Annotated in this window: 31 protein-coding genes; 12 read left to right on the forward strand and 19 right to left on the reverse strand. The window is 42.5% G+C overall.

What is annotated here, in order from left to right; translation table 11 throughout:
- The first annotated feature begins 8 nt into the window (after positions 1-8).
- Positions 9-752, forward strand: a complete 744-nt coding sequence (gene cobS, locus ACHZC4_RS13015; protein ID WP_394754297.1) for an adenosylcobinamide-GDP ribazoletransferase — start codon at positions 9-11, stop codon at positions 750-752.
- Positions 737-1,309, forward strand: a complete 573-nt coding sequence (gene cobC / locus ACHZC4_RS13020; protein WP_394754298.1) for an alpha-ribazole phosphatase — start codon at positions 737-739, stop codon at positions 1,307-1,309. Before cobS ends, cobC begins: the two co-directional genes overlap by 16 nt.
- A 40-nt stretch (positions 1,310-1,349) precedes the next feature.
- Here cobC and ACHZC4_RS13025 read toward each other — a convergent pair whose 3' ends face one another.
- A complete protein-coding gene (locus ACHZC4_RS13025) occupies positions 1,350-3,665 on the reverse strand; it encodes an EAL domain-containing protein (RefSeq protein WP_394754299.1) in 2,316 nt (771 codons plus the stop codon).
- A gap of 114 nt (positions 3,666-3,779) precedes the next feature.
- On the opposite strand from ACHZC4_RS13025, the gene ACHZC4_RS13030 reads away from it, so the two are divergent.
- Positions 3,780-3,959: a hypothetical protein gene (locus tag ACHZC4_RS13030; protein WP_394754300.1), complete on the forward strand. Its 180-nt coding sequence runs from the start codon at positions 3,780-3,782 to the stop codon at positions 3,957-3,959.
- 8 nt (positions 3,960-3,967) lie between these two features.
- Here the strand turns inward: ACHZC4_RS13030 and ACHZC4_RS13035 are convergent, their stop codons facing one another.
- A complete protein-coding gene (locus ACHZC4_RS13035) occupies positions 3,968-5,917 on the reverse strand; it encodes a TonB-dependent receptor plug domain-containing protein (RefSeq protein WP_394754301.1) in 1,950 nt (649 codons plus the stop codon).
- Between the two features lie 586 nt (positions 5,918-6,503).
- A complete protein-coding gene (locus tag ACHZC4_RS13040) occupies positions 6,504-6,851 on the reverse strand; it encodes a lysozyme inhibitor LprI family protein (protein ID WP_394754302.1) in 348 nt (115 codons plus the stop codon).
- Positions 6,852-7,231: 380 nt separating this feature from the next.
- On the opposite strand from ACHZC4_RS13040, the gene ACHZC4_RS13045 reads away from it, so the two are divergent.
- The 5 genes from ACHZC4_RS13045 (at position 7,232) to ACHZC4_RS13065 (ending at position 12,298) form a co-directional block, all read left to right on the forward strand.
- Positions 7,232-7,624, forward strand: a complete 393-nt coding sequence (locus ACHZC4_RS13045; protein ID WP_394754303.1) for a cupin domain-containing protein — start codon at positions 7,232-7,234, stop codon at positions 7,622-7,624.
- A gap of 263 nt (positions 7,625-7,887) precedes the next feature.
- Positions 7,888-9,048: an ABC transporter permease gene (locus ACHZC4_RS13050; RefSeq protein WP_394754304.1), complete on the forward strand. Its 1,161-nt coding sequence runs from the start codon at positions 7,888-7,890 to the stop codon at positions 9,046-9,048.
- 3 nt (positions 9,049-9,051) lie between these two features.
- The gene (locus tag ACHZC4_RS13055; protein ID WP_394754305.1) at positions 9,052-9,783 is read left to right on the forward strand and encodes an ABC transporter ATP-binding protein; all 732 of its coding nucleotides are present in this window, start codon (positions 9,052-9,054) and stop codon (positions 9,781-9,783) included.
- Positions 9,780-10,766, forward strand: a complete 987-nt coding sequence (locus ACHZC4_RS13060; RefSeq protein WP_394754306.1) for an efflux RND transporter periplasmic adaptor subunit — start codon at positions 9,780-9,782, stop codon at positions 10,764-10,766. Before ACHZC4_RS13055 ends, ACHZC4_RS13060 begins: the two co-directional genes overlap by 4 nt.
- Positions 10,763-12,298: an efflux transporter outer membrane subunit gene (locus ACHZC4_RS13065; RefSeq protein ID WP_394754307.1), complete on the forward strand. Its 1,536-nt coding sequence runs from the start codon at positions 10,763-10,765 to the stop codon at positions 12,296-12,298. Before ACHZC4_RS13060 ends, ACHZC4_RS13065 begins: the two co-directional genes overlap by 4 nt.
- Positions 12,299-12,367: 69 nt before the next feature.
- Here ACHZC4_RS13065 and ACHZC4_RS13070 read toward each other — a convergent pair whose 3' ends face one another.
- From ACHZC4_RS13070 to sodB, 4 genes are all read right to left on the reverse strand, one after another.
- Positions 12,368-13,285, reverse strand: coding sequence for a class I SAM-dependent methyltransferase (locus ACHZC4_RS13070; RefSeq protein WP_394754308.1), 918 nt, complete (start codon positions 13,283-13,285; stop codon positions 12,368-12,370).
- A gap of 98 nt (positions 13,286-13,383) precedes the next feature.
- Complete coding sequence (locus ACHZC4_RS13075) at positions 13,384-13,893, reverse strand: DUF3455 domain-containing protein (protein WP_394754309.1); 510 nt, start codon at positions 13,891-13,893, stop codon at positions 13,384-13,386.
- Positions 13,887-14,582 carry an SDR family oxidoreductase gene (locus ACHZC4_RS13080; protein WP_394754310.1) on the reverse strand — a complete coding sequence of 232 codons (696 nt, stop codon included), beginning with the start codon at positions 14,580-14,582 and terminating at the stop codon, positions 13,887-13,889. Before ACHZC4_RS13080 ends, ACHZC4_RS13075 begins: the two co-directional genes overlap by 7 nt.
- 63 nt (positions 14,583-14,645) lie before the next feature.
- On the reverse strand, positions 14,646-15,227 hold the full coding sequence (gene sodB / locus ACHZC4_RS13085; protein ID WP_394754311.1) for a superoxide dismutase [Fe]: 582 nt from the start codon (positions 15,225-15,227) through the stop codon (positions 14,646-14,648).
- A gap of 178 nt (positions 15,228-15,405) precedes the next feature.
- Here sodB and ACHZC4_RS13090 point away from each other — a divergent pair, with 178 nt between their 5' ends.
- From ACHZC4_RS13090 to fdxA, 4 genes are all read left to right on the forward strand, one after another.
- Positions 15,406-15,645 carry a CDGSH iron-sulfur domain-containing protein gene (locus ACHZC4_RS13090; protein ID WP_394754312.1) on the forward strand — a complete coding sequence of 80 codons (240 nt, stop codon included), beginning with the start codon at positions 15,406-15,408 and terminating at the stop codon, positions 15,643-15,645.
- A 1-nt stretch (position 15,646) separates the two neighbouring features.
- Entirely contained in the window at positions 15,647-16,123 is a 477-nt protein-coding gene (locus ACHZC4_RS13095; RefSeq protein ID WP_394754313.1) for a CYTH domain-containing protein, read from the forward strand.
- Between the two features lie 49 nt (positions 16,124-16,172).
- Entirely contained in the window at positions 16,173-16,859 is a 687-nt protein-coding gene (locus ACHZC4_RS13100; protein WP_394754314.1) for a tetratricopeptide repeat protein, read from the forward strand.
- A 216-nt stretch (positions 16,860-17,075) separates the two neighbouring features.
- Positions 17,076-17,399 (forward strand): ferredoxin FdxA, encoded by a 324-nt coding sequence (fdxA, locus tag ACHZC4_RS13105; protein ID WP_394754315.1) that lies wholly within the window; start codon positions 17,076-17,078, stop codon positions 17,397-17,399.
- A 183-nt stretch (positions 17,400-17,582) separates the two neighbouring features.
- Here fdxA and rplQ read toward each other — a convergent pair whose 3' ends face one another.
- The 12 genes from rplQ to rplF form a co-directional block, all read right to left on the reverse strand.
- Positions 17,583-17,945: a 50S ribosomal protein L17 gene (gene rplQ / locus ACHZC4_RS13110; protein ID WP_394754316.1), complete on the reverse strand. Its 363-nt coding sequence runs from the start codon at positions 17,943-17,945 to the stop codon at positions 17,583-17,585.
- A gap of 17 nt (positions 17,946-17,962) precedes the next feature.
- Positions 17,963-18,976 (reverse strand): DNA-directed RNA polymerase subunit alpha, encoded by a 1,014-nt coding sequence (locus ACHZC4_RS13115; RefSeq protein ID WP_394754317.1) that lies wholly within the window; start codon positions 18,974-18,976, stop codon positions 17,963-17,965.
- A 23-nt stretch (positions 18,977-18,999) separates the two neighbouring features.
- Positions 19,000-19,620, reverse strand: coding sequence for a 30S ribosomal protein S4 (gene rpsD, locus ACHZC4_RS13120; protein WP_394754318.1), 621 nt, complete (start codon positions 19,618-19,620; stop codon positions 19,000-19,002).
- Between the two features lie 18 nt (positions 19,621-19,638).
- On the reverse strand, positions 19,639-20,028 hold the full coding sequence (gene rpsK, locus ACHZC4_RS13125) for a 30S ribosomal protein S11 (protein ID WP_087145294.1): 390 nt from the start codon (positions 20,026-20,028) through the stop codon (positions 19,639-19,641).
- A 22-nt stretch (positions 20,029-20,050) separates the two neighbouring features.
- Positions 20,051-20,407, reverse strand: a complete 357-nt coding sequence (gene rpsM, locus ACHZC4_RS13130; RefSeq protein WP_394754319.1) for a 30S ribosomal protein S13 — start codon at positions 20,405-20,407, stop codon at positions 20,051-20,053.
- A 76-nt stretch (positions 20,408-20,483) separates the two neighbouring features.
- Positions 20,484-20,597, reverse strand: a complete 114-nt coding sequence (gene rpmJ, locus ACHZC4_RS13135) for a 50S ribosomal protein L36 (RefSeq protein ID WP_087146713.1) — start codon at positions 20,595-20,597, stop codon at positions 20,484-20,486.
- Positions 20,598-20,636: 39 nt separating this feature from the next.
- Complete coding sequence (secY, locus tag ACHZC4_RS13140) at positions 20,637-21,959, reverse strand: preprotein translocase subunit SecY (protein ID WP_394754320.1); 1,323 nt, start codon at positions 21,957-21,959, stop codon at positions 20,637-20,639.
- Positions 21,960-21,963: 4 nt separating this feature from the next.
- Positions 21,964-22,398, reverse strand: coding sequence for a 50S ribosomal protein L15 (rplO, locus tag ACHZC4_RS13145; protein WP_394754321.1), 435 nt, complete (start codon positions 22,396-22,398; stop codon positions 21,964-21,966).
- A complete protein-coding gene (gene rpmD, locus ACHZC4_RS13150) occupies positions 22,399-22,584 on the reverse strand; it encodes a 50S ribosomal protein L30 (RefSeq protein ID WP_394754322.1) in 186 nt (61 codons plus the stop codon). It lies immediately after the preceding gene.
- A 6-nt stretch (positions 22,585-22,590) separates the two neighbouring features.
- Entirely contained in the window at positions 22,591-23,097 is a 507-nt protein-coding gene (gene rpsE, locus ACHZC4_RS13155) for a 30S ribosomal protein S5 (RefSeq protein ID WP_087145288.1), read from the reverse strand.
- Positions 23,098-23,106: 9 nt separating this feature from the next.
- Complete coding sequence (rplR, locus tag ACHZC4_RS13160) at positions 23,107-23,460, reverse strand: 50S ribosomal protein L18 (protein WP_394754323.1); 354 nt, start codon at positions 23,458-23,460, stop codon at positions 23,107-23,109.
- Positions 23,461-23,469: 9 nt separating this feature from the next.
- On the reverse strand, positions 23,470-24,003 hold the full coding sequence (gene rplF / locus ACHZC4_RS13165) for a 50S ribosomal protein L6 (protein WP_394754324.1): 534 nt from the start codon (positions 24,001-24,003) through the stop codon (positions 23,470-23,472).
- Between the last annotated feature and the right edge of the window lie 11 nt (positions 24,004-24,014).

A 24,014-nucleotide genomic window follows, 5' to 3' on the forward strand; every position in this document is an offset into this window, starting at 1 on the left:
ATGACCTGATGACACAGTTAAAACTATTGTTGCTGGCTGTGGGCTTTTATACGCGCTTGCCCGTACCAGCCTTACAAAACTACAGCCAGCTTCCACAATCAACTGTCTATTTACCGCTGGTAGGTTGGATAATCGGTGCGTTAACGGCATTAAGTTGCTACTTGGCAGATTATTTATGGCCAACGCCAGTCGGCGTGATCTTGGCTCTAATAGTCGGTATATTGCTGACCGGTGCATTCCATGAAGATGGTTTTGCCGATGTCTGTGACGGCTTTGGCGGTGGCTATAATAAAACCCGCATTCTGGCCATCATGAAAGACTCATATATTGGTGTATACGGCACAGTGGGGCTTTTACTGCTTTTTGCATTGAAGATAAGCTTACTCAGTGCCCAAGGCAATTCTGCACCGTTATTTTTATTAGTCGGCCACAGCATCAGCCGCTTGCCACCCTTATTACTGATGCGACAGTATGATTATACGCGGATAGATAACAGCAAAGTGGCTGCCGCCGTCTATAAACCCAATGGTCAAGATTTGGTTTTTACAAGCGCTATTGCCTTATTACCGTTGGCTTTATTACCGTCATTGTGTTTGCTAGCGCTAGTGCCAGTCATCATTATTAATACGCTATTAGGACACTATTTCTACCGCCATATTGGTGGCTATACCGGTGATTGTTTAGGTGCAAGCCAACAAGTTGCCGAAGTTGTTTTTTACCTAAGCGCCAGTACCTTGTGGACATTTATTTAATTCGCCATACCCAAACCGATACCGAAAAAGGCTTATGTTACGGGCATAGCAATGTAGCTTTAGCCCAAAGCTTTCCTGAAGACTGGCTGCAATTACAACAAAAACTACCGGTGTTGAGGGATGATTGCCTGGTTTTTAGCAGCCCATTACAACGTTGCTTGCAGCTGGCACAACATTTTTCTGAAAACGTCATCTGCGATGAACGTCTGTTGGAAGTCAATTTTGGTGATTGGGAAGGTCGCCGCTTTGATGCTATTGATGCTATTGATGCAGATATTTTGCAGCATTGGACGGCAAATTTTGTACATATCCCGCCACCGAATGGCGAATGTTTTTTAGAGTTATGTCAGCGCGTAGGTAATTTTTGGCAAGAACTATTGAATGACAGCGCCCAGCAAGTTTTTATCATTACTCATGCCGGTGTTATCAGGGCATTGTTGACTCATATTTTGCAATTACCGCCCGCCAATGCGTTTCACTTTCAGGTGGCTGCCGGTTCTGTGCATAAATTGCAATACCTCAATAACTATACTTACATCAGTTATATCAATCGTTAATCCAAACGATTCGCAGCCACATAAGAAAAGAACTTAGTGCTTATGCGTACAATGCCACCGGTCTACCTAGGTGATAGCCTTGCCCAAAATCAATATTATATTCTCGTAATATGTCCGCTGTGGGCTCATCTTCAATGGATTCGGCAATCACCTGCTTACCTAGCGCATGGGCAATTTCGGTAACTGCCTGCACCAAGATTTTATTGGTCGTATCCTGATTAATGTCGCGAATAAATTGGCCATCGATTTTTATAAAATCTACCGGCAGCCGCTTAACATGATCAAAGGAAGCAAAGCCACTGCCAAAATCATCAAGTGCAAAACGAAAACCTAAATCACGTAGCTTTGAAATATGATGCAAGACCAAGGTAAAATTATTAAGGGCAGTATATTCAGTAATCTCAAAACACATCTTTGCTGGCAGAATGGCGTACTCCGTTATGCAGTTACGCACAAAAACTATAAAGGCCTGATCAGCAAGTGTTTGGGGACTGATATTAATGTTCACCATGCCTGTGCGTGCCAAATTATCATCTTCTGCCAGCCACATACAGGTTCTCTTAAAGACCCAGCGATCAATCCGCGATAACAAACCATAGCGTTGTGCCGCTGGCAAAAAATCACCAGGGTTTATCAAACCGTTATCGGTGTTTAGGCGCACCAGCACCTCGTAATGCAGTAACTGTGCCGGGTCGGTAACCAAAGCAATGATAGGTTGCTGGAACAAAGTCAATTGTTGATCCCTAAGCGCTTGCGTCAGCGTAGCCACCATGTTCATTTGCTTGTGGCGATGCACAGTGGTTGATTTATGCGGCTCATTAATAACGATACGATTTCTGCCTGCATTCTTGGCTTCATAACACGCTGCATCTGCCAAACTAAGCGCCTGCTCGCCACAATTTATATGCTCATCAATAAGGGTGAGGCCGATACTGACGGAGGTTTTAAAAACCCGTTGTAACCATTGAAAATGATTTGCTTCCAGCGCAAGTCTAAGACGCTCAGCATTGGCTTTACCGGTAGACTGATTTTGATCCCAGAAAACAATACCAAATTCATCGCCGCCCAAGCGAGCAAGCATATCTTGTGATCCGGTATGCGCTTTAAAAATCGTTGCAACTTGCCGCAAGCATTCATCGCCGGCCGCATGGCCACAGGTATCGTTAATCACTTTAAACTGATCTAAATCTATAAACAACAAGGTATGAATACCCTGACTACGGATGGCATCTTGCAGATAATTTTCAAATTCGTTGCGATTGCTTAAATGGGTCAAGGTATCATGGCTAGCCAAATAACTCAGTTGCAGCTCTTGCTGTTTGCGCTGGCTAATATCAATCAGCGAGCCTTCAATCAGTTCATCCTGATGGGTTTGGGTGTGCCGCACCGACAGGTTATACCAAAAATTATGCCTGCCTTTAATCTCCATGCTTTCGACAGCGTTATTTAAGGTGAGTAAGCGTATAATTTTATTCCAGCTTTCTTGTGGCTCAGCAAAATAGTCGTGTAAAAACGTCTGCGCTGTAGCGGTTTTCTCAAGGCTTGAAATACTTAATAGCTTATTTAAGGCCGGATTAGTTTCCAGTAAGCAGCCATCCGGGCGCGCAGTAAATAAACCTTCCAGAGCGTTTTCATACAATGCCTGGTATTTCCCTAGCGATTGTATGGCGGTTTTTTGGGCAATAACGCGCTGTTCGTGGTCATCATTAAACCTGCGGGTAATGATTGATGAAAATGAAACAAACACTAGCATGCCACTTAATAGCCAGCCACTGTAATAAAGCAAGGGAAGCTGACTGACTTCCGCAGATAAAGTAAGGGTGTAAAAATAAATATTTATCAGAAACAATAACAGCAGTGTGACAACAAAAGAATAAAGATGCTTAATGGTGGGATACCACTGTGGCAGAGTACCGACACCTGTCATGCACGCCAGTAAAATAAGCAGACTTCTGAGACTGAGTAATAGCGGATGTGGGTAAAGCAGGTAAGCCAGGATCAATAAAGCACCCAGCCCGATATAAGTATTTATCGCCCGTGTTATGAAAGGATGAATACGTTTAAAATCGACCAGCAACATAAGGAAATGTTTGATGAAAGAAGCAAATAACATCAGATTAAGCGTGTCAAGTACCAGTGATACAGATTCTTGTGGCCACGTCGTAATATGCCAGATAGCTCCCCACTGTCCGATGCCAAGCGTGTAAAAAAACAATGCGACAGAGAAATGTAAATAAATTTTTGCCCGTGTACATAAAAACAAAACGATTTGATAGCCAACAATGCCAAAGCTAAAACCAGCAATGAGGAAAAACAACAGCTGGTCGGTAGATAACACAGAGCTTATGATTAGCATGGCTGTAAAAAGTGCAGGATTAAAAAGCGGACTACCCACTTAAAGCGAGACAGTTTCAGGTTGGGCCGTTCGTGGTGAGCCCTTCGGCTATACTCAGCAGAGCCTTGTCGAACCATGATCGGCTTAATCGCCCACCCTTCGACAGGCTCAGGGCAAACGGTTAAGCCTTGCACCGTGTCCCGTTTTAAGTGGGTAGACAAAAAGCGGTTTAAAGCGGGCGTAATAGCCATATTACGAGAAAGTAAAGCCGCAAAATCTTACGTCTCTACGATACCCAATGGCAGCATCGTTTAATATTGTCTTTAAAAAAGAGATAATTTTATGCCCCCGTATACCGCCACACCTGGCGACCCAAAAGTAGGAATCATCGGATTGCGGTTATTATTCAGGTTCTCACCGCGTATATACACTTGTGCGTTTTGTTGGATGCTATAACTCATTTGCAGATTGACACGAAAGCTATCGTCCACGCCAACACTTGTGTCTTGAGGCGTTTGCCATTGCCAGCCTCCCGTATAAATGCCTTCCAGATGCAGCGTGACCGGCAACTGGCTGGCCTGCCAGTCACCAAAAAAACGTGCGCTATGGGGAGGAGTATTGATCAGATTGTGACCGGTTTGCTCATTATGCGAGTCGGTATAAGTGTAATCCGTACCCAGGCTTGCATTTGCCAAAATGGCATAACGCCATGCCATTTCCAATCCCTGAACCCGTACTCTATCTGCATTAATCGGCGCAATAACCGGTATTTCAGGAAGGCTGGCGATTAAATTATGGTATCGAGTGTAAAATCCGGTCAATGTAATACTGAGCTTATCCAATGGTTGCCAATCCAATCCCAATTCGCCGCTCACGGCGCGTTCTGGCTTTAACTGAGCGTTACCCAGCATCGGCGTCCACATTTCGTTGATAGAAGGCACACGAAAACCGACACCGGCAGTGCCCCGCAATTTGAGCTGTGGCAGCACTTGCCAGCCTAATCCAAAGTAGTAATTCGGGTGAGTGCCAAAATCATTGTAATGATTAACGCGAACGCCCGCCGAGGCGCTCCATTGCCCTAAAGTGAAATCTGCACCCGCAAAACCGGTGCTGGTGGTACGTTGGTGGTTAATCGGGCTGCTACGCTGTCTTTGAATCAGATTGAAGATAAAAGAACCATCGCCGGTTTCTTCCTGGACAGCGCCGCCCCAATGCAGCGACAGCCGGTTACTATCACCAGCACCCCATTCATAATCGTGCTGATTGCGCCAGTTAGCAAGCAGCAGGCGATTAGTAAACTCAAAAGGCACATAAAGCGTATCGCCCAAAGGCCTAGCTATTGCCAGGCGCACATTTAATGCTTGCTGACTTAAACCCAGTTTAAGGCTGGATTGCCAGTGTGGCGACACCGTTAAAACGGCAGTCTGTTGCGCAAGCCAAGTATCCGTTGAGGCAAATGCGCGGGTATTATCGGTAGCGCCAAGAAAGCTTAATTGAGGAAAGTATTTATAACCATCCAAATCCGAATGGCCTTTATTGTAAAGTAGCGTGCCATTCAGTTCTAAATTATCGGTAGGGTATAAAGTATAACGCCCTATCGCCATGGTAGAGCGGGCGCCATCATTTTCACGGTTTCCAAGCGCCGGATCGGAGATATTGCTGCCGGTTAAAATATCATCGCGGTTTAAGGTAACGGTGGCACGTCCCAAATTTCCTGCTGCACTGGCACCAGCTGTTTCCGAAATAGTATCAAAACTACCGCCTTCCATACGAAAAAAAGCATTGGTATCTTTGTTGTCGCGGGTCGATAAACGGATGACGCCGCCTAACGCAGTATTAGCGTAACGGTAGGCGCCAGGTCCCCGGACAATGTCCATACTTTCTAGCGATTCTGACGTAAAGGCTGCCAAATTAATTAAATTATGGGTGACACCCATTAACGGAATATCATCCACCGTAACCATGCCCAAAGCGCCCGCGCTACCACGAATGCTGAGTCTTGCAGGATAGCCGCGACTAACAGATCCTGCCGCTACGCCGGTGTAACCTTGCAATATACCCGCAATATCACGCTTGCCTGACTGGATAAGTTCTTTATAAGGCACGCGAGTCAGCGTTGCCGTATTGTATGGGTCTTGCTCCGTAAAAGGAGCATCAGCTGTAATGGTAAGTGTGGGCAGTGTTTCAACTTGTTGGGCAACTTGCGCGGCATAAGCCGTAGGGGAACTGATGATGAGGAGTAAAGGGGAGACAAAAAATTTTCGTAATTGCATTGAGTTTAAAAAACCGATTATACAATCTGCCTGTGAAAGTACGGAATTACTGCCACAGCTTATAAAAGACATGTTTACAATACCTCCGTCAAATGTATAGAATCAGTTGCAAATGAACTTTGTGTATTTTTAACTAATTGATTTAACAATCTTTATTTAAACTAGTTTTCGTGAAATCTAGTCAAAAAATTCAAATTGGCGTAGGTATTTAGTAATGAACAAAGGAATATTTGATAAAAATCGGTAGATTGTAAGCAATAGATTACACCCTGTCCAATACATTTTTTAATCATTTGATTACACTCCATGCAATATCCATTCACTTAACAAAATAGCTGTATTAACTCGGAAGTTAAATAGCCATTTTTTTGGTGGGCAAGGTAAATTACAAAAATTGATAGACTAACTTTAGGGCAAGAATTGTTTGCTTAGCTCGCGCTTAGCAACCGGAATACACCGGTGGAGGAAGTAGTTATTGTGGGGTACAAGCGAAAGGCTAACTCTGTTGAGTGTCGCCTCGTTATGACATAGCCAGAATTCGGACGCTTCGCACGCGAAGCATTCCGAATTCTGAAAAGCAAGATTTCTAGTGTTTTTTAATTATTTTCTCAACTTCATTAGCTCTTGATTTCGTCAACCTGGCAACGCAACTTTGCCAATCGGTGGTGGTCACGCCAGTATTTTTTGGACAGGTTTTATCGCGGTATTTAATCCATTTGTCTTGCTGATTTAACAAATCCTGTTTATTGACGTTTCTAAGATTCAGCAGAGCGGCCAATGCGTTTTTTAAGCGCTTACTGTGATGTTCATACTCTACCTTGGCACACGTATAATCAAATTTAACACCCTCTTTTATGCAACGGGTATATTCTGGACTAGCGCTATAGCTATAAGTAGAGTAAATGCACAATGCTATTAATATTAAATGTTTCATGGTTAACAATCGTCATGTGAGCATAATGTAACGTTGAAACCATAAAAGTAATCATGATTTTTCATATTGACTCCAAATATTGAGATATGCTGTTGTTTTAATGCACTATGTATAGGTAATGACATCCATTTATACAGCTTTAAAAAAGCTACGTCTAGGTTACGCTGACTACGTCGTAAAAATCAAGAGTTCTGTATGGCTTTGAGGAAAAATTTCTTTTTTAAAGCAGCCCATAACAAATACTTCTCCACTTGCATTCGTCATTTACCGAAGTAAACTATGAACCCTCATTACCATCATATTTACATGGTAGTATGATGCTAATTATTCAGATTTAACCGCCTTAAGCTTTAAATAATACAACAGTGAGACTTTTAGCCATGTTCAAAATAATCATCCATAAATCAGCCCTTCTTAGCATTGCATTTTCAAGTTTGTTGCTTATTCCTATAGCTAACGTTTTTGCCGAAGACAATGTCGTCTTAGAGCGTAAGACACTGCTGGAAAAAGCAACGCAGATGCCCAGCACTTCTGTTAATACCAAAGTTATAAAAGTTACCTTTCCACCGGCTTTTAAAACACCATTGCATACTCACGAAGGTTCAGGGCCACGTTATGTGATTAAAGGTAACCTAAAAGTCGCTGATAAGAGTGGTGAAAAAACCTATACCAGCGGACAGGTATTTTGGGAAACCGGCGAAGAAATGACCGTTGAAAATATTGGCCAAGGCTCCGCTGAAATCGTAATATTTGAGTTAGCACCGATTAAATAAAGCGGTAGAAATGGGCTTGATTTTGGGTGCTGCCTGTACTTATCGCAGCCAAGTACATAAAATTACTTACTCAAGTTTTTAGTGTAGGTGCGGACTTATCCGCACAATGCCAATGAATTCGCACCTACAAATGTTCGATTATCGAGCGATTATTTCCCGAAATTATTGTCGCTAAACAAGCCATTCCAAACAGGCTGGGCATATCGCACAATTTTCTTTAAAAAAAGCCTCAACAATTTACCCACTTTAAAAGGTTCAGGGTTATGAATCACATTGCCTTAAAGATGTTGTTTGGTGACAGAGGTAAGTTTTTGGGCATCGTTATGGGCTTAACCTTTGCATCACTTATCATGACGCAACAGCCAGCGATTTTTTTGGGTTTAATGTCACGTTCCTACAGCTTTGTTACTGATTTGGGTTTACCCGATATTTGGGTAATGGATAGTAAAGTGCAGTTTGTTGACGACATTAAATCGCTGCAAGACACCGAGCTATACCGAGTACGCGGTATTTCTGGTGTGGAATGGGCTATGCCGTTATACAAAGGCATGTTAAAAGTGCGTTTAACCGATGGTACTTTTCAAACTTGCAATGTCATTGGCCTGGACGATACCACTTTAATTGGTGGGCCGCCGGTTATGTTGCAGGGCAAAGTGTCTGATTTGCGGCGTAGTGATGCGGTTATTGTCGACATTGATGGCGCTAAAGACAAGCTAGGCAAACCCAATCCGGTTAAAGGCGGTAAACCCATACCTCTGAAGGTAGGCGATAGTTTGGAGCTAAACGATCATCGTGCCATTGTGGTTGGCATAGCCAAAAATACCCGCACGTTTCAATCACAACCGATTATTTATACCACGTATTCCCGCGCAAAAGCCTATGCACCTAGAGAGCGTAAATTATTGTCTTTTGTATTGGTGAAGGCCAAGCAAGGCCAAGATTTAGCCCAATTAACCCGTAGAATTGGCGCGATAACCGGCTTGGCAGCTTATACCCAAACTGAATTTAAAGAACTTACTTATAATTATTTCTTAAAAAACACCGGTATTCCGATTAATTTTGGCATTTCAGTGATGTTGGGTTTTATTGTTGGCGCTGCAATTGCCGGGCAAACATTTTATAACTTTACCCTGGAAAACATCCGTCAATTTGGCGTACTTAAAGCGATGGGCACGGGCAATGGCACTTTGTTACGCATGATTTTATTGCAAGCGATTGTAGTGGGGACTATTGGTTATGGCTTAGGTGTAGGTTTAACCGCCTTGTTTGGTCACCTGATGCGCAATACTATTCTGGCATTCAAATTCCCTTGGCAATTGCTGATTTTTAGCGGAACCGGCGTTAGTATCATTTGCATTTTTGCCGCATTACTGAGTATTTGGAAAGTTATTCGTTTGGAACCCGCCATTGTTTTTAAAGGCTAACTCATGACTTCAAAGAATTTGGCGGTACGTTGCCAAAATATCATGAAGACCTACGATACCGGCGACCAAAAAGTGATTGCTTTAAATGGTGTCAATCTGGACATAGCGACCGGTGAATTAATGATGTTAGTTGGACCGTCCGGCTGCGGTAAAACGACATTAATTTCCGTAATTGCCGGCATTCTTGATCAGGATTCTGGACTTTGTGAGTTATTTGGACACGATCTGTTAACGATGCGCAGTAAAGACAAGCTGCGCTTTAGGGCACAGAACATCGGCTTTGTGTTTCAGGCTTTTAATCTATTGCCCGCGTTAAATGCGGCCGAGAATGTTTCCGTGCCATTAATAATTAACGGCGTAAAACGTATTGAGGCGGAACGCAAAGCCGTTCAAGTGCTAGCCCAAGTGGGTTTGGGCGAGCGCGTTAAATCCATGCCCTCACAACTGTCCGGCGGGCAGCAACAGCGCGTTGCCATAGCGCGTGCTTTGGTACACAGCCCAAGATTGATTGTATGTGACGAGCCCACCAGCGCCTTGGATCATGAATCCGGGCAAAATGTTATGAATTTACTTAAAGATGTCGCCTTAAGTCAGGACAGGGCATTGGTTATCGTTACTCATGATGCGCGAATTTTTAGCTTTGCGGATCGCATTGCCGAAATGGATGACGGGCACATTGTAAAAATTGTCGATAACACGGCTCAACTTAAAAACAACTCCCCAAAAACGCTATGAAACTAAGATACTTGCTCTCTATACTGGCGTTGACAGGATTTTTGTTTGCCGCTTACAAGGTAGTCACTGGCAATAAACCTGTACCGGTTGCGCCAGCGGTGGTAGAACCCGCGTCGGCACCGTTTAAAGCTTTTATTGCAGGATCAGGCATTATTGAATCAAAAAGCCAAAATATTGCTATTGGAACGCCACTGCCGGGTATTGTTGTGAACGTAGCGGCTAAGGTGGGCGATAAAGTCAAAAAAGGCATGCCGTTGTTTTATGTAGATGATCGCGAAATCAAGGCGCAATTGGCAATTAAACAAGCTGATTTGGCTAAAGCGCACGCGGGAGTAACCATTGCTCAGGCTAATATTGCAGATAGTCGCTCGCTCAGCCAATTAGCAGAAGCCGTCATCGACAAACGCGCCATCAGTCGCGAAGAATTGTTAAAACGTCGCAATGTACTGGCCATTGCTAAAGCTAATTTGGCGGGTGCGTTAGCAAGCGTGCAGCAAGCACAAGCGGCGGTTATTGATATAAAAACCACACTGGATAGACTGGTAGTGCATGCCCCAGTTGATGGCGAAGTGTTGCAAGTGAATATTCGCCCAGGTGAATTTGCCCAGGCTGGCGAAGTAAATCCGCCCTTGTTATTACTGGGTAACCTGGATCAGCTGCATGTACGTGTTGATATTGATGAAAACGATGCCTGGCGATTTAACAAAAACAGATCGGCAGTAGCTTATTTACGGGGTAATCGTGCTTTTAAGGTTAACCTGCATTTTGCTTACATTGAACCTTTTGTTGTACCCAAAAAATCATTAACCGGTGACAGCACAGAACGTGTCGATACCCGCGTGTTACAGGCTTTGTATAGCTTTAATCCCAGCAAGGAGCTGACTGTCTATGTCGGACAACAGATGGATGTGTTTATTGAGGCGCAAGATTATTCACCGGAACCTGAGGCCGTAAAAGTTGTGCCCACGACAGCTGCGCCATGAAAATACGTGTTTTAGTGCCGATGATGGCGCTGCTGATGGTTGCTTGTGAATCTGTAGGACCTAATTATCATCGTCCTGAGCTTGCTGCCCCCAAACAATGGAGTGTTGATAGCGCTAAATCCATGCAAACTGAGCAATGGTGGAAAATTTTTAATGACGCTATCCTTAATGGCCTCATCAAAGATGCCATTGCCGCCAATCTTGATCTAAAACAAGCCTTAGTTCGCATTAAAGATACCCGAGCCCAGCGCAGCGCTATCTTTGCAGCAGCCTTACCTAGCTTAACAGCAAAAACCAACATCAGCCGGCGACTGAATAATACCTCCGTTGGTGCGCAATCAGGTGGCGCGGGCGGAGGCTTTGGTGTGGGCAATCAGCTCATCAACATTTTTCAGTTAGGTTTTGATGCACAGTGGGAATTGGATTTTTTCGGCGGTGCCAGAAGAGCAGCCGAGGCCGCAGATGCGACGCTTGAGAGCGATATTGAAAGCAGCCGTGATGTGCTGGTTAGCTTGTTAGCAGAAGTGGCGAGAAATTATATCGCGTTGCGCGGCCAGCAAAAATTACAAGAAATTACCTTAAAAAATCTGGAGGCTCAACAAGAAACCGAGCAATTAACTGAAATCAGACAGCAATCGGGCTTATCAAGCAGTTTGGACGTGGTTCAGGCACAAGCGCTCGTTGCTACAACCCTGGCTGATGTTGCCAGCTCTCAAACGCAGATTCAACAGTCTATTCATACGCTCAGCGTATTACTGGGCCGAGAACCTAATGCGTTAATGTCGCGTTTAAACCATATAAATGTTACCCATTTAACAACAAGTGGCCAAGCCGCTACTCCAATGGCAGGCACAACCGTGATTCCTGACCTGCCTTCGGAATTATTAAAACGCAGACCCGATATCCGCCGTGCTGAGCGATTAATGGCAAGCGCAAGCGCCAATATTGGTATTGCAACGGCGGAGCTGTATCCAAAAATCAATTTATTAGCTTTTTTGGGCTTGCAAAATTCCAGTATTAAGGATTTCACACCGTTAGGAAAGTCGTGGTCTACAGCGGCATCCTTGACCATGCCAATTTTTAACTGGGGACAACTAAAAGCCAATATTAAAAGCAAACAAGCTCAATCAGAACTGGCTTTTTTAACCTATCAGTCAACCGTTTTAAATGCCTTCAAAGAAGTCGAGGATGCGTTAGTGGCCTGCACACAGGAAAAACAACGCTATCAAGCGCTAGATCAAGCAGTCGAGGCTAATCAGTTGGCCGTGCATTTGGCTACTGAACGCTATGAAACAGGATTGACAGGGTTTATAGATGTCCTTAATTCCCAACAGTCGCTGTATCAAACCCAAGCTGAATTAACCCGTAGCGAAGCCGATATTTCAACCCAGCTAGTTGCCCTGTACAAAGCATTAGGTGGTGGCTGGCAGACCGAGGCAAAGGTGAATGATACCTGTGCAAGGTGTCAAAAAAACATAGCTGAGCAGCTTTATAATTTAACAAAGCCCAAGGGGGGAAGTAATGCCAAATAATTTGACGGGCAATAATAAATTTAAAATAAATTCACAAAATAAAAAAATGCCGCACCACCCGCATGGTGATTAAATCGGCAACCCTTTTATCGCCCGCAATAAATTGCCACAAAACAACTCTTTACCGGTTCTTGTTCGCATCCAGAGTTGTTTTATTTCCATTTGATTGGCAGAAAAATACGGTTCGGCAGACTTTGCCAAATCTGCCAGCGCCACTTTGGGCGAGTAAGTATTAACAATTAAAAAAGCGTTAGGATTCATTAGCCCGTGCGCTGTTGCTATCAAGCAGGACAAATGATTTTCCAAAATCCATTTTTCACCTTTAGCGCCCAAGCCAAAGGCGGGCGGATCCATAATGATGCCATCGTAGGTATTACCACGTTTCAATTCACGTTGGGCAAATTTTAACGCATCCTCAAGCACCCATTTAATGTCGGCAAGACTGCTGCGCTCTCTATTTTCGTTAGCCCAGCTGATCATTTGCCGGACTGAATCTACATGGACAACATCCGCGCCGCAATCACGGGCTACCATTGATGCTGCGCCGGTATAAGCAAATAAATTTAAAATCTTTTGGCCAACATAAGTGCGCTCTTTAATAAAGCGCCAGTTAGCTTGCTGCTCTGGAAACAAACCCACATGCTTAAATTTGGTTAACTTTAAACCAAAGGTTAAATTTTCATAGGCAATCGTCCATTGCTCTGGAGAATGCGTTTTTATAGCTTTCCAGCTGCCTTGTGTTGAGGAGAGTTCTTCAAACTCCCAATGTGCCATTTCTTGCCATTGCGCGTAAGGCCATTCCGGTTTGAAATGCGCTTGAATTTCCGGACGGATGGTAACGACTTGCCCCCAGCGCTCCAGTTTTTTACCATCGCCTGCATCAAGCAGTTGGTAATCACTCCAGGGTAATCCGTATTCGCGTAGGGCTATGCCGGCATCTGTACTACTGGAATAATTTCCAGATGCTTTGTGATGCGTATTTGCCATTTATACCTTTGTGCGTGATTTTCGAGTGGCTGCGCATAACCCATTATTATTCATGAGCTTTATATTCAATGCACTATAAAAGCCATCAAAGCTCTCGATCATCTCGCATAAAAAATATAATCCGCTGTATAGGAGGCAGGCTTTTCAGTGCCCAAATGATTAGCATCGCACTGCTGTGTCGGCTCCAAACCGCCCTGGGTATTTACCCGATTAATAAAAGATACCGTTGACAACAACCCATTACCTTGATGATCAACAACTTCAATTAATAGCCACGGCATTGCCTTATTGCGTGCCTCATCGGTTTTTTGACTGATTTTACCTATTACCCGGCTACCGTCTTTATATTGCCAAGCAGGGCCTTTAGTATGTTTGCCCACCTGTTTTCCCTGCTCATCTAGCAATATTGCATTAGGATAGACTATCCATTTATAACTATCGTCTTTCAATGCACATTGATAAATTTGCTCTCCGGTGGCGTGCAGGGTGAATAATTGAGTATTTCCTGACGGCACTTTGATAACATCAGGAATAACAAGCTCCGCGCCAATAACGCGCTGACAAACCAACCCAATTAATACAATACATTTAATTTTATTATTTACCATGGCATCGTCTTCCCGTCATATTGCACAAAGTTACCGGATTGTTCTAATGAAAAACTGGCTATTACCTGACGCATGCCAGCAATACTTTCTGTGGGTAAAGTAGGTGCATTAGCGCCGCCCATGTCTGTTTTAACCCAGCCAGGATGAAAAATAAGCACGCCTATTGCCTCTTTTTTCAAATCAATGCTTACACTGCGCATCGCAGCATTTACCGCAGCTTTACTGGAACGGTACAAAATACTCCCTCCGCTGGTATTGTCAGCAAGACTGCCCATTAAACTGCTTATGGTCACTATGAGTTTTTGCTCGCCGCGTTTGATATGGCTTAAAAACACTTCCGTCATTTTAACGGGAGCTAGTGTATTAATCAGCATGCTATGCTGCCATGCTTGATAATCCAGCTGGCCAAAACCATGTTCGCTCTTATCATCATACACACCGGCATTATTAAGCAGCACATCAATCGCTATGGATGATAATTTAGAGGACAGCGCGTCGATTTGAGAAAAGTCGGCAATATCCAGTGCGTGTAAATGTATATTGTCATGTTGCCCCGCTAATTGCGTCAAAGCCGATGCCTTTGATAAATCACGGCAACAGGCAATAACCGTCCAGTTATCTTCTGCGTACTGCCGGCAAAACTCCAAACCTAAACCGCGATTAGCACCGGTAATTAAAACGGTAGACATAATGTTCACCTCATTAAAAACCTTCACTACCATGGATAATGAAGGTTTTTATAGTTTACTCAGTTATGCTGCAAAATTCTTAGCTGCAAAATCCCAATTAACTAGCGCCCAAAATGCTTCCAAATAGGCAGGTCTTGCATTTCTAAAATCGATGTAATAAGCATGTTCCCACACATCACACGTCAATAAAGGCGTTTGCCCGGTGGTTAATGGGCAGCCAGCGTTACTGGTACTCACCAAGGCTAAGCTGCCATCGGCATTTTTCACCAACCAACCCCAACCCGAACCAAATGTAGTCACTGCACACTTAGTAAATTCTTCTTTAAATTTCGCAAATGATCCAAAAGAAGAATTAATGGCCTCTGCCAAAGCGCCTGTTGGCTCCCCGCCACCATTGGGTGACAAACTGTTCCAATAAAAGGTATGGTTCCAAATTTGCGCGGCATTATTAAAAATACCCCCTGATGACTTGGCGATAACTTCTTCCAGTGACAAGCCTTCAAATTCCGTACCAGGAACCAAGTTATTCAAATTGGTGACATAAGTTTGATGATGCTTGCCATAATGAAAATCTAAGGTTTCTTCTGAAATATGGGGTGCTAAACTGTTTTTAGCATACGGCAAAGCAGGTAGTTCGAAAGCCATTTACAATAATCCTAAATAAAAATTAAAAAATCACTAAGTCAGTAGTAAAAATGCCTACAGTACTTAATAAGCAACTACTGTATCATTTAGCAGCCCCTAGATAAAGCACGTTACTTTAAGAAACCCATTTCAGGTTACGGTATAATTTGCATTTATTTCACTTGGATTAATCGATAACATGACAAGCAAAACAAACTCGCCCCTTCCTGTAGATGTCGAAGCTGGGCAACGCTATTCATGGTGTAGCTGTGGTTTTAGCCAAACCATGCCCTTATGCGATCATTCCCATCGACAGTTCTCTGAAAAAAAATCGGTAAAATTTATCGCCGAAAAAACAGAAACATTATTTTTATGTGCTTGTTCCCAAACCTCAACGCCACCTTATTGTGATAACAGCCACCAGTGTAAAAAAGACTAATATGGCTATCGAGATTGAACATAAGTTTTTATTAGCTAACGACGATTGGCGGCAATTTGTCAGCAGCTCTATTGACTATAAACAAGGTTATTTAAGCTCACAAGCTACTAGCTCAATCCGAGTTAGGATCAGTGACAATCATGCTTGGTTAAATATTAAAAGCGCCACTGTAGGGACTCAAAGACACGAATACGAATATGAAATTCCATTAGCCGATGCCAGCGAAATATTGGATACCTTGTGCAAAAAACCCTTAATAGAAAAAACCCGTTATTTTATTAAAAATAACGAGAATACGTGGGAAATAGATGAGTTTTATGGCGATAACCAAGGCCTAATAGTTGCCGAAATTGAGTTGTCTGCGCTTGACCAGCACTTTGAAAAACCTTCCTGGGTGGGCGTAGAAGTCACCAATGATAGACGTTATTACAACAATAACTTGGCTGTACAACCTTACTCGACATGGACTAAAGACTAATTTTTTATAGCCTATTGCAAATTACAACATTTTAATTTATATTCGCTGTATGAAAAAAACAACGTTTGTTGCATTATTACTACTAACCACGCATTGCTTTGCCAACGATATAAAAACATCACTGGCAAGCATTGAATCTCAGTGGGCGATAATTTATTACAAAACCCCAAAAGTTCAACAAGAAAAAGCTTATCAGCAACTACTCGACCAAGCCAATAGCCTCGCTTTACAATTTCCAAAAGCTGCCGAGCCTTTGTTCTGGCAAGCCGTCATAAAAGCCACGTATGCGGACCAACAAGATGGTTTATCAGCACTTAAAGCCATCAATGAAGCCCGCGATCTACTGACCCAAGCAATCACTATTGACTCAAAAGCCATGGAGGGTTCAGCTTACGTGACGCTAGGCACGCTATATTACATGGTACCCGGCTGGCCTATCGCTTTTGGCGATAACAATAAAGCCCGAAAAATGTTTCAAGCCGCATTAAAAATCAACCCTAATGGAATTGATGCCAATTATTTTTACGGGGAATTTCTTGCTTCCGTCAACGAACTTAAAGAAGCACAAAAATATTTTGAAATTGCCAGCAAAGCGCCAACTCGAAACGAGCAAAACTACGCAGATAACAAACTAAAAGAAGAAGCCACCATGGCGCTTAAAAATATCAATACACGAAAAATAAGTCATGTTAAAAAAATGTTTTTATCGCTGCTAAATTCCGACAAAATTAATTAGATTCAATACAATATCCATAAATCTAACTCACTATAGCTTCACCTTTTATCGTTGCCGCTCTCTAACTTGTTACCAAAAACTATTTTCTAGATATAGATTCAATGTTAGATCAGTAGCGCTCAGTTAAGGCAATGTTTTATCGTTTGCATCTTTCTGCTAGAATGTGCGACCTAAGTATAAAAACTAATTATTTCTACAACTTTCCTGGTAAAAATTATGACTTTTGTAGTCACAGAAAACTGTATCAAATGTAAATTTACTGATTGTGTGGACGTCTGTCCAGTAGATTGCTTTCATGAAGGACTTAATTTTTTAGTTATCAATCCGGATGAGTGCATTGATTGCACCTTATGCGAACCTGAATGTCCCGCAAATGCTATATTTTCCGAAGATGAAGTTCCCGAAGATCAAACTCAGTTTATTGCATTAAACGCTGAGCTCGCCAAGATATGGCCAATTATTACTGAAGTCAAAGCACCTAATGTTGATGCTGATGACTGGAATGGTAAATCAGGAAAAATAGAGTTCTTACAAAAATAATAAGTCCCGTAACGTAATCGCTTTCATTGAATCTGAGGGCACATAAAAGCGCAAAAACTCACCTTACCCCGCCACTTATCAGTTAAATCTGCTTATTTTTCAGATTTTAAAATTGACCGCAAAAACCAACACACATAAAAAAGCCGGTATAAACCGGCTTTTTTATTATCTTCTATGAATATATTATTCTGGTCTGTCAACCAATTCAACATATGCCATAGGCGCATCATCACCTGTTCTAAAACCGCACTTCATGATACGTAAATAACCACCCGCTCTATCTTTATAGCGGGGACCTAATTCATTGAACAGCTTAGTAACCACATCACGGTCACGCAGCTTAGCAAATGCCATACGTCTTTTAGCAACGCTGTCAATTTTTGACATTGTAATTAAAGGTTCAGCGTAACTTCTCAACTCTTTCGCTTTAGGCAAAGTTGTTTTAATCAACTCATGCTTAAATAACGAAGTAACCATATTACTGAACAGCGCCTTGCGATGGCTACTGTTCATATTAAATTTTCTACCAGATTTACGATGTCTCATTATGGAACAACCTAATGTCAGTGTGTAATTGTGTGATTTTGATCGGCGAGATTATCAGGCGGCCAGTTTTCCAAACGCATACCCAATGACAATCCTTTCAAAGCAAGAATATCTTTTATCTCTGTTAATGATTTTTTACCTAAATTCGGCGTTTTCAGCAATTCAACTTCAGTACGCTGAATCAAATCACCAATATAGAAAATATTTTCTGCCTTCAAGCAATTGGCCGATCTCACTGTTAACTCAAGATCATCAACGGGTCTTAGTAGAACAGGCTCAAAGGGCTCTGCCTCTACACCGACTTCAAGTACTGGTTGTGTATCAACTTTTTCGAAATCAACAAATACCGACAACTGTTCATGAAGGATGGTAGCCGCTAATTTAATTGTTTGCTCTGGATCAACAGTACCGTTAGTTTCAAGCTCAATAATAAGCTTATCCAAATTAGTTCGTTGCTCAACACGAGTACTTTCAACTTGATAGGCTACCTTTATAACTGGGCTATATGCGGCATCCAGCTGTAATGCACCAACCACATTCCCTTGCTCAGAACTTGCCTTACGTGCACTTACAGGCTCATAACCTCTGCCACGACGCACACGAATTTTCATATTCAATATGCCTGCCTGGGTTAAATTAGCTAACACCAAGTCGGGGTTAATAATCTCAACATCATGTGGCAGACTAATATCAGCCGCTGTGACACTACCGGCGCCATTTTTCGACAAAGTTAATTCCACCTCATCTCTTGAGTGGAGAATAACAGCCAACTTTTTTAGATTTAATAAAATATCAACTACATCCTCCTGAACACCTTCTATCGTAGTGTACTCATGAAGAACGCCTTCTATCTCAACATCAGTAACTGCACAACCGGGAATGGTTGACAGTAACACACGTCTCAAGGCATTTCCCAAGGAATGCCCGAAACCGCGCTCAAGAGGTTCTATCACAATTCTGGAATGATTAGGCGTTTTACTGACAACTTCAACTAATCGAGGCTTTAATAAGCCAGAAATAGAACTCTGCATTTATATTCCTCAAAACTACAAGATTACTTGGAGTATAGTTCCACAACCAACTGTTCATTAATATCGCTGCCCAGATCAACACGATCAGGCAAAGAACTAAACTTACCTGACATTGCTTTTGTATCGACTTCAACCCAAGCAGGGAAACCATACTGATCAGCGACCGTCAAAGCATCAACAATTCTTTGTTGCTTTTTGGCTTTTTCTCTAATTGCAATAGCATCGCCAGGAGCAACTTGATAAGACGGCACATTAATTAATGAACCATTTACCTGAATTGATTTATGGCTAACCAACTGACGCGCTTCAGCGCGTGTACACGCAAAACCCATACGATAAACCACGTTATCTAATCTGGATTCAAGAAGGTTCAACAGGTTCTCACCGGTCGCGCCTTTCTTCATATCGGCAGTTTTGTAATAATTTCTAAATTGTTTTTCCAAAATACCGTAAATTCTACGCAGTCTTTGTTTTGCTCTTAACTGCATAGCATAATCAGAACTACGGGTACGCTTAGCACCGTGCTGACCTGGTCTTTGTTCTAACTTACATTTGTTTTCTAGGGACTTGCCTCTGCTTTTTAAAAACAGATCAGTTCCTTCTCTACGACTCAGCTTACAAGTGGGTCCAAGATATCTTGCCATGTGACTACTCCAAAATTACTATACGCGGCGCTTTTTAGGTGGGCGACATCCATTGTGTGGAATAGGTGTCACATCTACAATGTTATTAATTTTGAATCCCAGATTGTTCAAAGAACGCACTGCTGATTCACGACCAGGACCTGGGCCTTTGATCATAACATCCAGATTTTTCATACCAAATTCCAAAGCAACCGTCCCCGCTTTCTCTGCGGCAACCTGCGCTGCAAAAGGAGTACTTTTACGCGAACCTCTAAAACCCGAACCACCTGACGTTGCCCAAGATAGAGCATTACCTTTTCTGTCGGTGATAGTAATGATGGTGTTATTAAAAGACGCATGAACATGAACGATACCGTCAGCCACCTCTTTTTTTACGCGCTTTCTAGCACGATTATTTGGACTTGCCATTACATTTATCTCTTAAGAAAACTTATTTTCTGATGGGTTTACGAGGGCCTTTACGGGTACGCGCATTGGTTCTGGTTCTTTGGCCTCGGAGTGGCAAGCCTCTGCGATGTCTGATGCCACGATAGCAACCGAGATCCATCAACCGTTTGATATTCATAGAGACCTCACGACGCAAATCACCTTCGACTGTCATTTTCCCAATGACGGCACGAATAGTTTCCAATTGCTCTTCGTTCAGCTCTTTTATTTTCACCGAAGGCTGAATTCCAACCTCAACACAAATTTCACTTGCAGTTTGACGACCAATACCATAAATAGCAGTCAAAGCGATGACTGCATGTTTATGATCTGGTATATTTATCCCGGCAATACGTGCCATCTAGATACTCCCCCGACCAATACTCTAAAGTTAAGCGTCTAATTATAGCATTGCAACAATTATGACGCAACAAATCCTAACCTTGCCGTTGTTTATGGCGACCATCTTCACAGATAACCCTAACAACACCATGTCTTTTTACAATTTTGCAATTTCTACAAATCTTTTTAACGGAAGCACGTACTTTCACAGCAATCTCCTGCACTTGTGCATATTATCTTAATTAAAATTATTTTTTAAGATTTGCTTTTTTCATCAAACCTTCATATTTCTGAGACATAACATGCGTTTGCATCTGAGAAATAAAATCCATTACGACGACTACGATAATCAGCAAAGACGTGCCGCCAAAATAAAAAGGCACATTCCAATAGACTATTAAAAACTCTGGCAATAAGCATACTAAGGTAATATAAAAAGCACCTATCAACGTAAGACGCGTCATCACTTTATCTATATAAGCACTGGTCTGCAAACCAGGTCTTATACCCGGCAAAAAAGCACCCGATTTCTTTAGATTTTCCGCTGTTTCTTTTGAATTAAACTGCACAGCAGTATAGAAAAAACAAAAGAAAATAATCGCAGCTGCATAAAAAATCACGTAAACCGGCTGGCCTGGAGATAGCATGGTAGCCACATCTTGCAACCAAGTAAAACCTTCAGCATTTCCAAACCATCCAGCAATCGTTGCCGGAAATAAAATAATACTGGAAGCAAAAATTGGCGGTATAACACCTGCCATATTTAGCTTTAAAGGCAAAAAACTACTTTGACCACCGTAGGTTTTTCCACCTTGCTGTCTTTTTGGATAATTTATCAAAATTCTGCGCTGGCCTCGCTCTACAAAGACAACCAGAGCAGTAACTGACAAAGATAATAAAAACAATAACAGAATAAAAGCACCGTTCATCTCACCAGTGCGTGCTAAATCCAAAGTTCCGCCTATCGCTTTTGGTAAACCAGAAACAATACCTGCAAAAATTATCATAGAGATACCATTACCAATACCTCTTTCCGTCATCTGCTCACCTAACCACATCAAAAAAACAGTGCCCGTAACGAGAGTAATCGTTGTAATGACGATAAAACCGACACCCGGATTCATGACGACTGAAAGACCACCCGCTGATTGACTTTGCAAAGCAAGAGAAATACCGATAGCCTGAAAAGTAGCTAAAAGAACCGTTCCATAACGCGTATATTGCGATATCTTACGATTACCCGAAGCCCCTTCTTTTTTCATTTGCTCCATAGCAGGTATAACAACAGTCATCAATTGCATGATAATAGATGCTGATATATAAGGCATAATACCCAAAGCAAAAATACTAAGTCGCTGCAAAGCACCACCAGAGAACATATTAAACATATCTAAAATAGAACCGCTCTGCTGCTCAAACATGAGCGCAAGGGCTTTTGGATCTATTCCAGGAACAGGGATATGCCCACCTATTCTTAAAACAATTAATCCTCCCAGAACAAAAAACAATCTTGCTTTCAGCTCAGAGAGTCCATCGCCTTTTCCTGCCGCTTGTGTTCTCGGAGTACTCACCTTATTAAGCCTCTATTTTGCCGCCAGCAGCTTCAATAGATGCTTTCGCACCAATTGTTACTGCAATGCCCTTAATGACAACCGCTTTATTTAACAAACCGGATTGGATTATCTTCGCTTTTTTTGTAAAAGCGGGAACAATATTAGCAGCAATCAAAACTTTAAGGTCGATGACTTCAGTACCCAATTCATTTAGCTCATGTAATCTAACTTCAGCGGAATACATACTTGATTTAGAAGTAAAGCCAACTTTTGGCAACCGACGTTGCAACGGCATTTGACCACCTTCGAAACCTACTTTGTGAAAACCACCTGAACGTGCTTTCTGACCTTTGTGGCCACGCCCACAAGTTTTACCCATAGTACAACCAATACCACGGCCAACTCTTCTAGACTTTTTGCGAGAACCTTCTGCTGCCTGGATAGTATTTAAATACATTTACACTTCCTCGACTTTTAGCATATATGCTACTTTATTTATCATACCCCGATTTTCTGGGGTATCAATAATTTGAACTGTTTGGTTAATCTTACGCAATCCTAACCCGACCAAGCAGGCTCGGTGGCGAGGCAAGCGTCCAAACTTACTTTTCGTCATAGTGACATTCAATGTGGTGCTGACCATCTTAGATTACCCAATAATCTGTTCAACGGTTAAGCCACGCTTAGCCGCAATTTGGTTGGCATTATGCATGCCAGTAAGGCCATTAATCGTTGCTCTCACAACGTTAATTGGATTGCTAGTACCAATACACTTGGCTAAAACATTATGTACACCGACTACTTCAAATACCGCTCGCATCGCCCCACCGGCAATAATCCCGGTACCTTCTGAAGCGGGCTGCATATAAACCTTTGCTGCACCTGTCGTATTCATAATGGAATACTGTAGAGTATCGCCTTTTAGAGACACTTTGCGCATGTTTTTACGCGCTTGCTCCAAAGATTTTTGAATTGCTATAGGTACTTCGCGGGCTTTACTCACACCGTAACCAACACGTCCTTGGCCATCACCAACAACAGTTAGTGCAGTAAAACCAAATACGCGACCACCTTTAACAACTTTGGCAACGCGCCTAACATTAACCAATTTTTCTTGTAAACCGTCAGTGCTACCTTGAGCAGGTGCTGTGGCCATTATTATCTCCTAAAATTTCAAACCAGCTTCACGGGCAGCATCAGCTAATGCTTTGACACGACCGTGATATTTAAATCCTGATCGATCAAATGCCACTTCACTCACACCGGCTGAGATAGCATTCTTAGCAATCCACTTACCCACTTCAGTCGCAGCTTCTATATTATTAGTATTTTTTAAACCAGCTTTAATCTGTGTCTGTGTGGTCGATGCACTGGCTAATGTTGTTGTGCCATCGCCACTGATAACTTGCGCATAAATATGTTGCGAAGTCTTGTGAATCGACAAGCGCACAGCATTTAAGCTTTTAATTTTGCAACGCAGCTTCAAGGCACGTTTCATACGAGATTGTTTCTTATCCATTATGCTATCCTACTTCTTCTTAGCTTCTTTTCTAACCACAGTCTCATCAGCATATCTGACACCCTTACCTTTATAAGGCTCTGGTGGACGATAAGCTCTGATTTTTGCTGCAACTTGGCCTACCTGTTGTTTATCGCTGCCTCGAATAATAATATCCGTTTGGGTAGGTGTTTCAACAGTGATGCCAGCTGGCACTTCAAAATCAACTGGATGTGAAAATCCAAGTGACAAGCTGAGGATATTTTCTTTGGCTTGCGCTCTGTAACCCACACCCACAAGCGCTAATTTCTTTTCAAAACCTACCGACACACCTGATACTAAGTTATTAACGATAGCTCTGGCAGTACCTGCTTGGGCTGTAGCCGCTTTATCATTTTTATCCCACACTACCGATAATACGTTATCAACTATATTAACGCTTATGGCAGAATTTAAGGTATGGGACAATTGCCCCTTGCTCCCTTTTACAGTCATGTTGTTGCCCTCTATTTTTATCTCCACTCCGCTAGGAATAGTGACAGGGGCTTTCGCAATTCTTGACATAAATCTAGCCT

This window comes from Crenothrix sp. (assembly GCF_043729335.1).
Classification (GTDB): Bacteria; Pseudomonadota; Gammaproteobacteria; order Methylococcales; family Methylomonadaceae; genus Crenothrix.